This is a genomic window from Caulobacter radicis, assembly GCF_003094615.1.
GTDB lineage: Bacteria > Pseudomonadota > Alphaproteobacteria > Caulobacterales > Caulobacteraceae > Caulobacter > Caulobacter radicis.
Genome location: NZ_QDKO01000020.1, coordinates 225,570 through 240,471, shown reverse-complemented (window position 1 = coordinate 240,471; position 14,902 = coordinate 225,570). Strand labels below are relative to the sequence as shown.

11 protein-coding genes are annotated in these 14,902 nt (G+C 67.4%); 3 read left to right on the top strand and 8 right to left on the bottom strand.

Annotated elements, in window-relative coordinates; translation table 11 throughout:
* Positions 1-64: 64 nt before the first annotated feature.
* The gene (locus tag DDF62_RS12780; RefSeq protein WP_165832244.1) at positions 65-1,837 is read left to right on the top strand and encodes a PAS domain-containing hybrid sensor histidine kinase/response regulator; all 1,773 of its coding nucleotides are present in this window, start codon (positions 65-67) and stop codon (positions 1,835-1,837) included.
* Between the two features lie 233 nt (positions 1,838-2,070).
* On the opposite strand, the gene DDF62_RS12775 is transcribed toward DDF62_RS12780, so the two are convergent.
* The 8 genes from DDF62_RS12775 to rhmD all read right to left on the bottom strand — a co-directional run bounded on the left by DDF62_RS12775 (position 2,071) and on the right by rhmD (position 13,046).
* Positions 2,071-3,696 carry an MFS transporter gene (locus DDF62_RS12775; RefSeq protein ID WP_116489450.1) on the bottom strand — a complete coding sequence of 542 codons (1,626 nt, stop codon included), beginning with the start codon at positions 3,694-3,696 and terminating at the stop codon, positions 2,071-2,073.
* A 217-nt stretch (positions 3,697-3,913) separates the two neighbouring features.
* Positions 3,914-5,023: a beta-galactosidase BglB gene (gene bglB / locus DDF62_RS12770; RefSeq protein ID WP_109099342.1), complete on the bottom strand. Its 1,110-nt coding sequence runs from the start codon at positions 5,021-5,023 to the stop codon at positions 3,914-3,916.
* Positions 5,024-5,065: 42 nt separating this feature from the next.
* The gene (locus DDF62_RS12765) at positions 5,066-8,857 is read right to left on the bottom strand and encodes a beta-galactosidase (protein ID WP_244286806.1); all 3,792 of its coding nucleotides are present in this window, start codon (positions 8,855-8,857) and stop codon (positions 5,066-5,068) included.
* Positions 8,858-8,862: 5 nt separating this feature from the next.
* Positions 8,863-9,198 carry an L-rhamnose mutarotase gene (locus DDF62_RS12760; RefSeq protein ID WP_116489448.1) on the bottom strand — a complete coding sequence of 112 codons (336 nt, stop codon included), beginning with the start codon at positions 9,196-9,198 and terminating at the stop codon, positions 8,863-8,865.
* Positions 9,199-9,227: 29 nt separating this feature from the next.
* Positions 9,228-10,145, bottom strand: coding sequence for an amidohydrolase family protein (locus tag DDF62_RS12755; RefSeq protein WP_116489447.1), 918 nt, complete (start codon positions 10,143-10,145; stop codon positions 9,228-9,230).
* 67 nt (positions 10,146-10,212) lie between these two features.
* The gene (locus DDF62_RS12750; protein WP_116489446.1) at positions 10,213-10,962 is read right to left on the bottom strand and encodes an SDR family NAD(P)-dependent oxidoreductase; all 750 of its coding nucleotides are present in this window, start codon (positions 10,960-10,962) and stop codon (positions 10,213-10,215) included.
* Positions 10,959-11,822 carry a 2,4-didehydro-3-deoxy-L-rhamnonate hydrolase gene (locus DDF62_RS12745; protein WP_116489445.1) on the bottom strand — a complete coding sequence of 288 codons (864 nt, stop codon included), beginning with the start codon at positions 11,820-11,822 and terminating at the stop codon, positions 10,959-10,961. Before DDF62_RS12745 ends, DDF62_RS12750 begins: the two co-directional genes overlap by 4 nt.
* Positions 11,823-11,867: 45 nt before the next feature.
* Complete coding sequence (gene rhmD / locus DDF62_RS12740; protein WP_101711886.1) at positions 11,868-13,046, bottom strand: L-rhamnonate dehydratase; 1,179 nt, start codon at positions 13,044-13,046, stop codon at positions 11,868-11,870.
* A 213-nt stretch (positions 13,047-13,259) separates the two neighbouring features.
* On the opposite strand from rhmD, the gene DDF62_RS12735 reads away from it, so the two are divergent.
* Positions 13,260-14,093 carry an IclR family transcriptional regulator gene (locus DDF62_RS12735; protein WP_116489444.1) on the top strand — a complete coding sequence of 278 codons (834 nt, stop codon included), beginning with the start codon at positions 13,260-13,262 and terminating at the stop codon, positions 14,091-14,093.
* Positions 14,094-14,125: 32 nt separating this feature from the next.
* Positions 14,126-14,887, top strand: a complete 762-nt coding sequence (lra1, locus tag DDF62_RS12730; protein WP_058350571.1) for an L-rhamnose 1-dehydrogenase Lra1 — start codon at positions 14,126-14,128, stop codon at positions 14,885-14,887.
* Positions 14,888-14,902 lie beyond the last annotated feature (15 nt).

Below are 14,902 nucleotides of genomic sequence, written 5' to 3'. Positions count from 1 at the left end.
CCCTGGGGCCATGTTTCTAGCCACGTTCCTGAGAACCGTTGCGACTGTCGTTCTGGCCGCGTTGATGGCCGTGACGACGGACTACTGCGTCAACATCCTGATCCTGAAGCGGGCCGAGGTCTTCACGCCGTGGATGACGATGGTCATCGTCGTCATCGTGGGCGGGCCGCTGTTCTACTTCCTGCACAGCCAGCGCCTGAACCTGAAGGCCGCCAAGCGGGACCTCTCGCACAGCCTGAAGATCCAGCGCCAGACGGCCGAGGAGGCCGAACGCCGGCGTCGCGAGGCCGAGCAGACCCTGTCGCGCCTGCGAGAGCATGAGTCGCTGTACCGCATCCTGGCCAACAACCTGACCGACGCCCTGTCGATGTGGTGGCCGGACGGCCGGCGGCGCTACAACTCGCCGGCCATCGAGCGGCTGACGGGCTACACCCCCGCGCAGTTCCTGGTCGCGCCCAACCTGCTGGGCGTCAGCGACGAGGACGGCGCCAAGGCCGTCGCGGCCATCCGCGCGCTGCAGAGCCCCAGCGACAGCAGCACGCTGGAGTACCGGTTCCGCCGCAAGGACGGCCAGGAGATCTGGATCGAGAGCACCTATTCGCTGGTGCCCAAGGAGGAGGGCGGCGGCTTCATCGCCACCAGCCGCGACATCACCGAGCGCAAGCGCCTGGCGCAGGAACTGGCCCAGGCGGCGCAGGAGGCCCAGGCGGCCGCCGCGGCCAAGGCCGACTTCCTGGCCAACATGACCCACGAGCTGCGCACCCCGCTGACGGCGATCATCGGCTTTTCGGGCCTGCTTCGGCAGTCGTCGGGCCTGGGCGAGACCGACGCGCGGCAGGTGCGCCTGATCCACGAGGCCAGCAACACGCTGCTGGGCGTCATCAACGACGTGCTGGACTTCTCGCGCCTGGAGGCGGGACTGGAGCTGGACGCCGAGCCGTTCAAGCCCTGCGACATCGCCCGCTCGGCCGCGGCCCTGATCGAGAGCCAGGCCCAGGCCAAGGGCCTGCCGGTGCTGATCGAGTTCGGGCCCGGCCTCACGCCGCTGCTGGGCGACGCGGCGCGGCTGAGCCAGGTGATGCTGAACTTTCTGTCGAACGCGGTGAAGTTCACCAGCGAGGGGCAGATCGTCATCAGCGTCGAGCAGACCGGCACGGCCGCGGGCCAGCGCTTGCGGATGGCGGTGCGCGACAGCGGCATCGGCCTGCCCGACGACATGCACGAGGCGGTGTTCGAGCGCTTCATCCAGGCCGACGCCGGGGTCGCGCGGCGGTTCGGCGGCACGGGCCTGGGCCTGGCGATCTGCAAGCGGATCATCGAGGCCATGGGCGGGCGCATCGGCGTCGAGAGCGCGCAGGGGCGCGGCTCGACGTTCTGGTTCGAGGTCGAGCTGCCGGTGACCGAGAGCGTGGCCAACGACCTGCCCGTCGCGTCCCAGCCGGCGCCGCTGGAACGGCCCGTGCGGCTGCTGCTGGTCGAGGACAACGCGGCCAACCGCGAACTGATCGGCGCCCTGCTGGCGCCGTTCGAGGTCGAGGTGGACATGGCCGTGGACGGGGTGGCGGCGGTCGACGCCTTCAAGGCCGGCAAGGGCTACGACCTCGTCCTGATGGACGTGCAGATGCCGGTGATGGACGGCCTGACCGCCACCCGTCGCATCCGCGCCCTGGAGCCCATGGGGATCCGCACCCCGATCGTGGCCATGACCGCCAACGTCCTGCCCGAGCAGGTGGCGACCTGCATGGCCGCCGGCATGGACGACCACCTGGGCAAGCCGATCAATCCTGGGCGGCTGCTGGAGATGGTGGCGCGCTGGGGGCAGGCGGAGGCGGCTTAGGTTTTAAGGAACCTCCCCCTGTGGGGGAGGTGATCGCGAAGCGATCGGTGGGGGGCGTGATTGCGGGCTGGCTAACGCCGCGGCGGTTGAAAACTTCCCCCCACCGGCCTTCGGCCGCCTCCCCCAGAGGGGGAGGTTCCTGTAGTCCTGAAACGAAAATGGGGGCGGAACGCGCGGTTCCACCCCCATCCCAACCCTTCCCCCATCGAGGGGGAAGGGCTCTAGTTTCAGTCTCAGTTGATATCCGGGATCTGGTCGCTGGTGACCGAGGGCCTGGCCTTTTCGCCGCGGCCCCAGAGGCGTTCGTACTTCCAGCCGGTGAGGTCCTCGACGATGGCCTTGGATTCCGGCGTCTCGGCTTCCGTGGCGCCGGCGCGCAGGCGTTCGACCTCGTGGACCAGGACCTCGTGGGTCTTGGCGTTGAGGCGGAACTTCCACGAGATGATCATGCCGGTGACCATCACCAGGATCGGGCCGCCGACCATGATCAGCACCAGGGTGTGGATCGCCTGCGGCGTCTGCTGGACCACCTGGCCCTTGCCGCCCGAGACGAAGCCGCCCAGGCCCAGCAGGGTGGTGGTGAGCAGGATGGCGCCCGACTGGGCGATCTTGCGCACGAAGGTCATGACGCCGGCGAAGATGCCCTCGCGGCGCTGGCCGGTGACGGCCTCGTCGACGTCGGGCAGGTAGTTGTAGACGCCCCAGGGCACGAAGTTCAGCGTGCCGCGGCCCAGGCCCGCCAGGATGATCGGCAGGAACAGCCAGAACAGGACCGTGGGGTTGAAGCCCGAACCGGCGGCGTTGAAGATGTTGCCGTGCAGGCCCTCGACGCCCGCGGCGAAACCGGCCGGCTTGACCAGGTAGAAGCCCAGGAACAGCAGCAGGGCCGCGCAGACGAAGCTGATGGCCATGCGGTAGGCGGCCGTCGGGCCGGTCTTGATGATCACGCGGATGGCGATCATCACCGAGATCAGCTGGGCGAAGTACATCATCGTCATCGCCTGGGAGATCACCAGGGTCGAGCCGACCATCACCGTGGCCACGAACAGCGGGAAGGCGGTGTTGAAGATGTCCTGGCTGATGTAGCCGCCCAGGTACAGCGACAGGTGCTGGCGGAAGGCCTTCAGCTTCAGGGTCGAGAACAGGTCGCGGAACATGTTGACCGGGATCAGCGCGGCCTTGCCCCAGTCCATGGGCTCGGGCTGGATCAGCTTCTCGTCGTCGGTGTAGGGGCGTTCCCAGGTGAACAGCACCACCAGCACGACGACCAGGCTGAACAGGCCGCCGAAGATGGCCGCCATGATCAGGAAGGTGTTGGAGCTGTCCTTGCCGCCGAAGTTGTTGATGATCAGCGTGGGCAGGTACGAGGCCAGGATCGCCGAGCTTTGGGCGATCAGCATGCGGGCGCCCGCGAACTTGGCCTTCTCCTTGTAATCCTTCGTCATTTCCGCCGCGAGGGTTTCCCACGGGATCAGGAACATCGTGTAGACGAACTCGAAGAAGATGAAGGTCACCAGGTAGTAGGTGAAGGTCTGGCCCGAGACGAAGATCAGGGCGAAGCTGGGCAGCAGCGGGATCGTCAGCAGCAGGAAGATCTTCCGCCGCCCGACCTTACGGCCGATCCAGGTGTGGCGCAGGTTGTCGGAGATATAGCCGATCAGCGGGCAGGTGATCGCCTCGAGCAGGCGCGGCAGGCCCAGGATCAGGCCGGTCTCGACCGGCGACAGTCCGCAGAAGGTGATGAAGAAGTAGGCCAGCCAGCCGGTGATCACGGCTTGCGCGCCGGCCCCCAGCATGTCGCCGGAGCCCCAGCCCCAATAGTTGATCCAGGACGGTTTGCGGGCGTCTGGCGTGGCCATGTTCGTTTCATTCCCAAGAGAAGGGGGTCTTGTCGCCCCCCAAGTCCGGTCCGGTCGATCGACCAAACTGGGTAGTTCGAAGTGTCTGGCGTCTGAGCCGAAAACCTCGCCCTTCGACAGGCTCAGGGTGAGGTTTCTCTAGCGGCCGGGCCTATGGGTGGTCCTCATCCTGAGCTTGTCGAAGGACGAGGACCACGCAACGGACCGAAGCAGCGGCTTAGATGAAGGCGCGCTGGAACTCGCCGAGGGCCAGCATGGCCAGCGACTGGCCGTACGGCATCGAGGTCAGCGGGATGTCCTTGTAGCCCTGGATCGTGTCGAACACCGGGGTGCCGAACGAGACCTGCTGCAGTTCGCCGGCGTCGTCGATGTTGGCCAGCACGCCCTTGATGGCGCGGATGGCGACGGCTTCGTATTCCTTGCCGATGTAGCGCTTGCGCACGGCCTTCAGGACGCCGTAGGCGAAGCCGGCCGTGGCCGAGGCTTCAAGGTACGAGGTCTTGTCGTTGATGATCGTGTGCCACAGGCCGGTTTCCTGGTCCTGGTACTCGGTCAGGGCCTTGATCTGGGCTTCCAGGGCGTCGATCAGGAAGGCGCGCAGGCCGTCGCCCGGCTTCAGGTCGAGCAGCTCGATGAATTCCGGGATGGCGATCGTCACCCAGCAGTTCCCGCGGGCCCACAGGGCGTCGGCGAAGTTGTGACGGCCCTCGAAGGTCCAGCCGTGGAACCACAGGCCGGTCTTGCGGTCGGCCAGGTACTTGATGTGGACCATGAACTGGCGCTTGGCCTCCTCGACGAAGTCGGGGCGATCGAGCAGCAGGCCGATCTTGGCCAGCGGCAGCACGCTCATCATCAGCGTGTCGTCCCACAGCTGCTGCGGGTTCTCGCTGTTGAAGACGATGTGCTGGAAGCCGCCTTCCTCGGTGCGCGGACCCTCGTACATGACGTAGTCGGCCCAGGTCTCGAGGTAGGGGATGTAGGTGTGGTCGCCGGTGGCCTCGTACAGGTAGGCCAGGGTCAGGAACGGCGAGACCGTGTTGATGTTCTTGGTCGGGGTGCCGGCCTCGAAGCGGTCGGCGAACCACTTGGTCATGATGTCGAAGGCGCGCTCGTCGCCGTACATCTCGTACTGCTTCCACAGGCCGTAGAGGCCCACGCCGTGGGTCCATTCCCAGTCGTTCCAGCCCTTGGTGTCGATGACGCGGCCGTCGTCGAGGCGCAGCAGGAACTCGCCCGTCTCGTCGGTGATGTCGACGAGGTTGCTGATCAGAAGGGCGATCTTGGCCTTGACGTCCTTGGCCTCGATGCCGTGTGCGAGATTGGGCACGGTAGTCTCCTAAAGGGTAGGTCTGTAGCGGTAGACGGGGGCCTACTGCTTGTAGTTCGGCGCGGGGACGCGGGCGACGGGCACGCCGCCTTCCACGTTGCGCAGCACTTCCAGTTTGACGGCTTCCAGGGCGTCGCCGGGGGCGCCGTCGCTGGTTACGGCCAGAGCGATGGTGTTCTTGCCGTGCGGATCGACGATGCCGGTCGGCAGGACGAAGGTCCGCTGCGGGCCGACATGGGCGATGAACTGGCCCATGTTCCAGCCGTTGACGAAGATCAGCACGCGATAGCGGCCGGGCGAGCGCGGGGTCTTCGGATCGCCGATCGTCAGGCCCAGGGTCACGTCCTGGTCCTTGGGCAGGGCCAGGTCGAAATTGGTGCGGTACCAGGTGGTGCCGGCATAGGGCGCAGGTGCGGCCATGTCGGCCTTGGCCCAGCCCTGGTCGGGGAAGCCCGGCAGGTGCCAGCCATTGCGTTCGCCGTACTGGCCGCCCTCGTTCATCGGGCCGCGCACCGGATCGGCGATGTCCTCGCCGCCCTTGTTGCCCTGGATCTTCCAGCTGATCGGCACGGCGAAGCTGTAGCTCGTCGGGCTCGACAGCGAGGCAGAGACCAGGCCGCGGGCTTCCTTGTGGAAGTCGTCGGCGTCGAGGTCCCAGTTGTGGCCGTTGTTGCGCACCATCACCGACAGCACGTGCTCTCCGTCGCCGCGCAGGGCTTCGGGCAGCTTGAAGGTGGCCACGCCCGTGGTGATCGGGCGGGGCAGGCCGCCGTCCAGCTCGTGCTGGCCCAGGAACTTGCCGTCCAGCCACACCTGCAGCATGCCGGCGCCGCCGGCGCCGTAGTGCAGGGTCAGGGTGTCGATGTCGGCCCGGCCCTTGTAGCGGCCGCGATACCAGACGTCGCCGTGGTGGAAGCCGTGGGTGCTCATGTCGAGCGCCGGCTGGCCCGTCGGCGGACGCACGGTCGAGCCGCCGCGCTTGCCCTCGGCCTTGGCCCAGGCGCTGTCGTCGAAGGCCGGGTCGGACTCGGGCGAGCCGGCGGCGGTCTTCCAGTCAAGCCTGGCGAGATCCGGCACGGTGACGGCGGTCGGGCCGGCCAGCGACTTGGACGCCAGCAGCGAGCCCGAAGCCGTGGCCTTGGCGGCGACGGCCGCGCCGTTCCAGCGGACGGACTTCACGCCCTTGGGGGCGAAGATTTCCAGGGCGCTTTCGGTTTCGGTGTCGCCGGTCAGCGACAGGACCGCGCCCTTGACGCTGGCGGTGCGAACGAGGCCGGGGCCGCGTTGCAGGGTCGGGCCGGCGGCGGTGTCCTGGCGCCAGAAGGTCTGGCCGGTGGCTTCATCCGCCAGCAGCAGCACCAGCGGCGGACGGCCGCCGCCGGTGATGCGCACGCGGGCCAGGCCCGTGTGGCTGTAGGAGAGCTTCAGGTCGCCCTTGGCCGCGTCGAAGGCCGACGTCACCTGGCCTTCCAGCACCTCGACCTTGGGGGCCTGCGCATAGCGCAGGACGGTCTCGCCGGCCTCGCCGGCGCGGCCGTACATCAAGGCCAGGTCGCCGCCGTTCCAGGGCAGGTGGGTCTGGATCTCGGACGTCGAATAGACGAGGCGCTGGCCGCCCAGGTCGTACGAAGCCATCAGCATCTTGCTGTCCTGGCCCTTGATCCGCGAGGGGACCACGTACTCGCCGTCGCGGGTCTTGACCTTGAAGGTGAAGGCCTCGTCGCCGGTGGCGCTGCTGGGGTTGTGGATCACCACATAGAGGTGGCTGCCGGTCTCGGCGTTGACGTTGTGATAGACGCGGACCTTGTCGTTCGAGGGAACGACGGCCTCGCCCTTGTCCATGCGGGTCAGGTCCGGAACCGCGTTCAGGAACTGGCCCATCTGCTTCATGACGCGGGCCTTGTCGCGCAGGCCGCGGGCCTCGTCGATGGCCGAGCCGTAGTCGTAGGAGCTGAACACCACCGGGGCCGGCGACCAGCCCCAGCTGGTCCCGCCATAGGTCATGTAGAAGCTCTGGATCGTCAGGCCGTTGGCGATGTTGGTTCCGTAGAACACCCGCTGGTAGCCGACGCCGCGATGGATGGCGGTGCAGTCGTAGTCGCCGTTGCTGCCCCAGTAGTCGAACCAGCCGCCGCCGAACTCGGCCGCGAAGCCGGGGGTGTTGGGGCTGGCCGAGGCGCCGCCCTTGGCCCCGCCGGCGCCGTAGAGGCCCCAGTCGGGGGCCACGCCGGGCGAGGAGGGGGTCGAGTCGACCTTGCACGAGCCGCCCGGATAGCCGTCGAAGGCGTAGAGGTCGGTCGGGCCTTCGACCGCGCCGGGCACGTTGGAGCCCTTGGGCACCCAGTAGCCGTTGCGGCCCTTGTCGTTGTGGAACAGCGGGACGGTGATCCCATCCGCGCGGGCCTTGTCGGCCAGCCACTGCATGTAGCGCTGCTGCGGCGCGCCGACGACGTCGAGCTCGTTCTCGATCTGGTGGGCGATGACCGTGCCCTGGCCGGTGGTCAGCTGGTGGCGGGCGATGACCTTGTTGATCTGGCTCAGCCACTCGTCGGCGGCCTGGATGTATTCCGGCGCGTCGGTGCGGGCGCGGGCCTGCTGGTTGACCAGGTGTCCGGGGAAGCCGCCGCGCGTCAGCTCGGCGTTCACGTACGGGCCGGCGCGGGTGATGACGTAGAGGCCTTCTTCCTTGGCCATGGTCAGCACGCGATCCATGTCGCGGATGCCCGAGAAGTCGTAGACCCCCTGCTTGGGCGAGTGGTAGCCCCAGTCGATATAGATCGCGACGGTGTTGTAGCCGCTGGCCTTCATCTTCTGGAGGATGTCGCGCCACAGGTCGGGGCTGGGCACGCGGAACGGGTGGAACTCGCCGCCCCAGGAATAGATGCGCTCGCCGTCGACCTTCAGGGAGTACTTGTCCCAGGTGATCTTGTGGGCTTCGGCAGGCTTGGCCGCGACCGCCTGGTCGCCGCCTTCCTTCAGCACGGTGAAGTGGCGGACCGTGCCGGAAAGCTCGGGCAGCTCCTTCTTGGGCGTCCAGGTGCGGAAGCCGTCGGCGCTGTCGGAGTACCAGTAGCGCTTCGACATGTACTCGTCGAAATAGATGCGCCAAGCGCCTTCCGGGGTGCGGGTGAGGGCGGGGCCTTCGAGGAACTTGCCCCAGCCGGCCCAGTCGCCGCCGCCTTTGACCTGCCAGGGGCCGTCCAGCGACGGGGCGGTCAGAAGCTCGATGAACTTGGTGGTCTCGTTCTTGGCGAAGGCCTGGTACTGCGAGCCCTCGCGCACGACGAAGGCGTCGATGTAGTTGGGACCCATGCCCGACAGCGGGCGCGGGTTACTCCAATTGGCAAGCTCGGCGTCTTGGGCCGTGATCCTGTAGGGCTGAAATTGCCCGGCGATGCCGGTGGTCGAGACCGACAGGATCAGGTGCTCGGAGCCGTCGGCGTCGACGAACCACTCGGGCGCCCAGGTGTTGGTCGAGCCGGGCACGTCGACGGTGACGTCGCGCAGGAAGGTCCAGTCGACCAGGTCCTTGCTGCGGGCCAGGCCGATGGTGTTGCCGGTCCAGCCGGTGGTGTAGGCGACGTAGTAGAAGCCGTCCTTGCGCTTGATGACGCTGGGATCGCGGATTAGCCCCTTGGGCGGGGTGTAGGCCAGCGGCTTCTGAAGGGTGAAGCGCGAGCCGTCGGCCGAGTCGTACACGCTCATGTTCGACTGGCTGGCGTTGGTGAACGCCGTCATGACGTAGCGCGTCGGCTCAGCCGCAGTCGCGCCGGAGAGCGCGGTCGTGGCGAGCAGGGCGGCGGCGAGGCCGAGGAGGGCGGGACGCTTGATCACTGGTCTTAGCCCTCGAAGTAGAAGACGGGCTTGAGCGGCCATTCGACCGGCTTGTTGTCCGGATGGACGTCCATCAGGTCGGCCATGAAGTCCCACCAGCGCTTCATCACCGGCTGCAGGGGCAGGGCGTCCTTGTCGTTGTCCGGCTTCAGGCGAAGCACGGCGAACAGGCTCATGGTCTCTTCGTCGAGGAAGATCGAATAGTCGTAGATGCCGGCGCCTCGCAGGGCTTCGGCCAGGTCGGGCCACAGCTCGTCGTGACGGCGCTCGTACTCGGCGGCGACACCGGCCTTCAGCTGCATGCGGAAGGCGATCGGGCGGCCTTCGGTCAGCGTGCTCATGGTTTCCTCCTGGCGTCGTTTCTTGGTTTTCAGGCGATGCGGTAGACGGCGGCGGCCGTGCCGGCGAACAGGCGCTGGCGCTCGGCGTCGCTGAACTCGGCCGTGATGGCGTCGTAGGCGCTGTAGAAGGCGTCGAAGCTGCCGTGCACCTTCTCGACCGGGAAGTTGCTGGCGAACATGGTGCGCTCCACGCCGAAGGTTTCGATGACCTGCAGGACGAACGGGCGCAGGCTTTCCACCGTCCAGGCGCGGTCGACCATCGCCAGGCCCGAGACCTTGCAGGTGACGTTCGGACGCTGGGCCAGCGCGGCCAGGCCCGAGCGCCAGAGCGCCAAGCCGTCCTCGTCGCGGTCGGTGGGCATGCCGGCGTGATTGACGACCAGCGGAATGTCGGGATGGGCGTCGGCCAGGGCCGCGGCGGTTTCCATCTGGGCGGGATAGAGTTGCAGGTCGAACGACAGGCCATGCTTGGCCAGCAGGCCGAAGCCCGCGCGCCACTGGTCGTTCAGCAGCAAGTCGGCCGGGCCGTAGGTCTTGGCCGGGTCCGCGTGGAAATTGACGATCTGGCGGATCCCGCGCACGTGCGGCCGCGAGGCGTGAGCCTCCAGCAGGGCCTCGACTTTGGGGTCATCCAGGTTGGCGCCGGCGACGATCGCGCCGATGGGCGCGCCGATGGGGGCATTGGCGGCGATCAGGCTTTCCAGCCAGTCGGTCTCGGAAAGCTGCTTGTCGGTGGGCAGGCCGCACTCGACATGGACCAGGCTCTCGACGCGCCAGGGCAGGGCGTCGGCGGCGTAGTCGGCGGGCAGGTAGTTCTTGCCGGCGATCAGGCTCATGTCGCCCGCCGGATTGCCCGGCAGGGGAACGTCCTGCAGCCAGGAATAGTAGTGCTTGTCGAGATCCCACAGGTGCATGTGGGCGTCGATGATCGGACCCGTGTACGCCATGCCTGTCCCCTTGGTCTCGTAAGCCCGGGCCCGTCCATCCCGAAGGATGGACGGGCCCGGTCTCAAACTAGAAGGTCGTCCGGCCGCCGGACGTGTCGAAGGTGGCGGCGGTGGTGAAGCTGCACTCCTCGCTGGCCATGAAGCAGACCATCGCGGCGCTTTCCTCGACTTCGCCCAGGCGACCCATCGGGATCTTCGAGCGCATGTACTCGACCTGGCTGGCGGGCAGCTGCTCGAGGATCGGGCTTTCGAAGGTGGCGGGGGTCAGGCTGTTGGCGATGACGCCCTTGCCGGCCAGTTCCTTGCCCAGCGACTTGGTCAGGCCGATGACCCCGGCCTTCGACGCCGAATAGGCGCTGGCGTTCGGGTTGCCTTCCTTGCCGGCCACCGAGGCGACGTTGACGATGCGGCCGTAGCCGGCGCCCAGCATGTGCGGCACCACCGAACGGCAGCAGTAGAATAGGCCGTTCAGGTTGATGTCGATGACGCGCTTCCAGCTATCGAGCGGGAACTCGTGCACCGGCACCGTGGCGCCGGTGATGCCGGCCGAGTTGACCAGCACGTCGATCTTGCCCAGGGCCTCGACGCTGGCGGCCGTGGCCGCGGCCACCTGGGCCTCGTCCGAGACGTCCAGCGCGTAGGTGAAGCTGGCGCCGACTTCCTCGCCGGCGGCCTTCAGGGCGTCGGCGTTGAGGTCCCACAGGGCGACCTTGCCGCCTTCGGCGACGATGCGGCGGGCGGTTTCCTTGCCCAGGCCCGAGGCGCCGCCGGTGATGACGGCGGTGCGGCCCGAAAAGCGGTTGGCGTAGACGGTCATGCAACGCCTTCCTTGGTCCAGGCGATGACTTCCTGGCGCTGCTCGCCGAGCTTCTCGATGCCCAGCGTCATGACGTCGCCCGGCTTCAGGAAGATCTTTTCCGGCTTCTGGCCTTCGCCGACGCCCGGAGGGGTGCCCGTCGTGAGGATGTCGCCCGGCTCGAGGGTGACGAAGCGGCTCATATAGGCGATCAGCTCGGCGACGCCGAAGATCATCGTCTTGCTGTTGCCGGTCTGCATGCGCTTGCCGTTGAGGTCGAGCCACATGTCCAGGTTCTGGCAGTCGCCGACTTCATCGGCGGTGACGACCCACGGACCCACCGGACCGAAGGTGTCGCAGCCCTTGCCCTTGTCCCACTGCGAGCCCAGTTCCTTCTGGAAGGCGCGCTCGGAGACGTCGTTCACCAGCACGTAGCCGGCGACGTAGTCCAGGGCTTCGGCCTGCTCGACATAGCGGGCGCGCTTGCCGATCACGACGCCCAGCTCGACTTCCCAGTCGCCCTTCTCGGCGCCCTTGGGCAGCATGACCTGGTCGTTCGGGCCGTTGAGGCACGAGATCGCCTTGGTGAAGAAGATCGGCTCGGGCGGGGGCTCGAGGCCGGCTTCCTTGGCGTGGTCGGCGAAGTTCAGGCCGATGGCCAGGAACTTGCCGACATTGGCGATCGGCACGCCGTAGCGCGGCGAGCCTTCGACCACCGGCAGGGTGGCCTCGTCGATGGCGGCGATCTTGGCCAGGCCTTCCGGGGTCAGGTCCGCGGCGGTGATGTCGGACACGTGGCCCGACAGGTCGCGGATCTTGCCTTCGGAATCCAGCAGGCCGGGCTTTTCGGCGCCCCGCGGGCCGTAACGCAACAGTTTCATGGTCTTCTGGCTCTAGGGGTAAATTGGGGGAAGGGGAGGCGCGGCTTACCGCGGATACGGACGGTGCAGGCCGACGTCGCGGTTCAGCTCGACGCCGAAGCCGGGCGCGTCGCCGAGCTTGAGCTTGCCGTTGACCGGAACGGGCTCGCCGATCAGCTGGGGATGGAACATCGGCACGACCTCGTCGGCCTTCGGCGCCATCATCAGGAACTCGGCGAACGGGCTGTTATGGCGCGTGATGACGAAGTGGTAGCTGTAGACCGACGAGCCGTGCGGGATCATCATCACGCCCTTGCTGTCGGCCAGGTTGGCGATCTTGATCAGTTCGGTGACGCCGCCGCACCAGCCCACGTCCGGCTGGATGATGTCGCAGCACTCCATCTCCAGCAGCATGCGGAAGCCCCAGCGGGTGGCTTCGTGCTCGCCGGTGGTGACCAGCATGCCGGGAGGGGCGTTCTTCTTCAGGTCGCGATAGCCCCAGTAGTCGTCGGGGCTCAGCGCCTCTTCGATCCACTTCAGGCCGTACTCGTGGGCCTTGTGCGCCAGCTTGGTGGCGTAGTTCAGGTCCAGCGACATCCAGCAGTCGAACATCAGCCAGAAGTCCTCGCCCACGCGGTTGCGCATGGTTTCGAGCTCTTCGAGGTTCTTGCGCAGGCCTTCCTCGCCCTCGGCCGGGCCGTGGTGCAGGGGCATCTTGCCGCCGATGAAGCCCATCTCCTTGGCCAGGTCCGGACGCGCGCCGGTGGCGTAGAAGGTCAGTTCGTCGCGAACCTTGCCGCCGAGCAGGGCGTAGACCGGCTCCTGGCGCAGCTTGCCGATCAGGTCGTAGAGCGCCAGGTCGACGCCCGAGATGGCGTTCACGACCAGGCCCTTGCGGCCGTAGTACTGGGTGGAGAAGTACATCTGGTCCCAGATCTTCTCGACCTCGGTCGGATCACGACCTTCGAGGAAGCGGGCCAGGTGCTTTTCGACGATGTAGGCGGCCGGCTCGCCGCCGGTGGTCACCGCGAAACCGATCGTGCCGTCGACGGCCTCGATCTCGACGACCAGGGTGCCCAGGACGTTGATGCCGAAGCTCTGGCGGCTCTGGCGGTATTCGGGATAGCGCGACATCGGCGTGGCGATGTGGTCGTCGATCCAGTGGCCTTCGCCCTGGTCGTGATAGTCGGCGCCGCCCCCGCGGACCACATAGGCGCGAACAGCCTTGATCAAGGGAAGCGGCATCTCGTGCTCCAACCATCGCCCGGTCTCTCGTGACCGGATCTGCCCCTATTAGAGGAGGCGCGCCAGCGGGGCCGCCGAACGACGCGAACGGATGTTCGCGCTACCTCCCCAGAACATCGTATGACACGCTTGTCGCAGGACCCCCGCGACCGAAAGAGTCGCTGACGCGAGCCCTTGTCTTGCGTTCCATATTATGAGAGGTAGTGCTACAAAATGAAACCCAGCACGTCAAGGGGAGCGGAACCGGTGGCGGACGACGAAGGCGCGGCGACCAAGAGCCCAAGCGGCAGCCAGACGCTGTTTCGCGGCCTGGACGTGCTCGACGTGGTGGCCGACGCGGGGGCCATCGGCCTGCCGGCGCTGGCCGCGCGACTCGGCCTGACCCGCAGCACCACGCACCGCCTGGCCACCGCCCTTGTCGAGCGCCGCCTGCTGACCCAGACCCCGCGCGAAGGCTACAGCCTGGGCCCGAAGCTCCTGGAGTTGGGCTATCTGGCCAGTCAGCAGATGGACCTGCCGCGCATCGCGCGCCCGCACCTGGAAAAGCTGTGGGAAGAGCTGGAAGACACCGTCCACCTGGGCGTGCTCGACGACGACCGCGCGCTTTACCTGGACAAGCTGACCGGCCGCCGCCGCATCAACATCTCCTCGCGCGTGGGCGATCGCCAGCCGATCCGCTCGACCGGCCTGGGCAAGGCCCTGGTGCTGGACGATGACGAGGGTCGCTGGCGGACGCTGTATCGCAAGGAAGGCCCGGCCGCGGCCGGCGCGCCGAACGAAGAGCAGTGGATCGCCTGGATGCACGACTATTCCCAGCGCGGGATCGCCTTCGACTTGGAAGAAAACGAAGACCGCATCCGCTGCGTGGCCGCGCCCGTGCGCGGGGCGGGCGGTCAGATCGTCGCCGCGATCAGCGTCTCGGGCGCTGCGCAATACATGGACGACGAACGGATGGGCGGGCTGGTGGACGACATCCGCCTGGCCGCCGACGCGATCAGCCGCGATCTGGGCTGGAACGGTAAGCGGGGTTCGGGCGCCAAGACCTGACGCCTCCCGCGCGTATGTATGACGGAGGAACTATGCTTCTGAAGGACAAGGTGGTGCTGGTGACCGGCGCCTCGGGCGGTATCGGCAAGGCGGCCGCCATCGGCGCGGCGCGTCATGGCGCCGACGTGGCGATCAACTACCACTCCGACGAGGCCGGCGCGGCCGACGCCGTGGCGCAGATCGAGGCCCTGGGCCGTCGCGCCATCGCCGTGAAGGGCGACGTGGCCCAGGTCGAAACCGCCCAGGCCTTCGTCGACGCCGCCGTGGCGGCCTTCGGCAAGGTCGACGTCTTCGTCAACAACGCGGGCATCTGCCCGTTCCACGCCTTCCTGGACATGCCGCCGGAAGTGATGGAGCGGACCATGAAGGTGAACCTGTTCGGCGCCTACTACATGGTGCAGGCGGCGGCCAACCAGATGGTCAAGCAGGGTCACGGCGGTTCGATCATCGCCGTCTCCTCGATCAGCGCCCTGGTCGGCGGCGGCATGCAGACGCACTACACTCCGACCAAGGCCGGCGTGCACAGCCTCATGCAGTCGACCGCTATCGCGCTCGGGAAGCATGGCATTCGCTGCAACTCGGTGCTGCCGGGCACGATCGAGACCGCGATCAACAAGGAAGACCTCGCCGACGTCGCCAAGCGCGAATACATGAGCGGCCGCATCCCGCTGGGCCGTCTGGGCGAGCCCGACGACCTGGCCGGCCCGATCGTGTTCCTGGCCTCGGACCTGGCCAACTACGTCACCGGCGCGGCCCTGCTGGTCGACGGCGGCGCGTTCGTGAACCTGCAGTAGATCGATCGCCCTTCC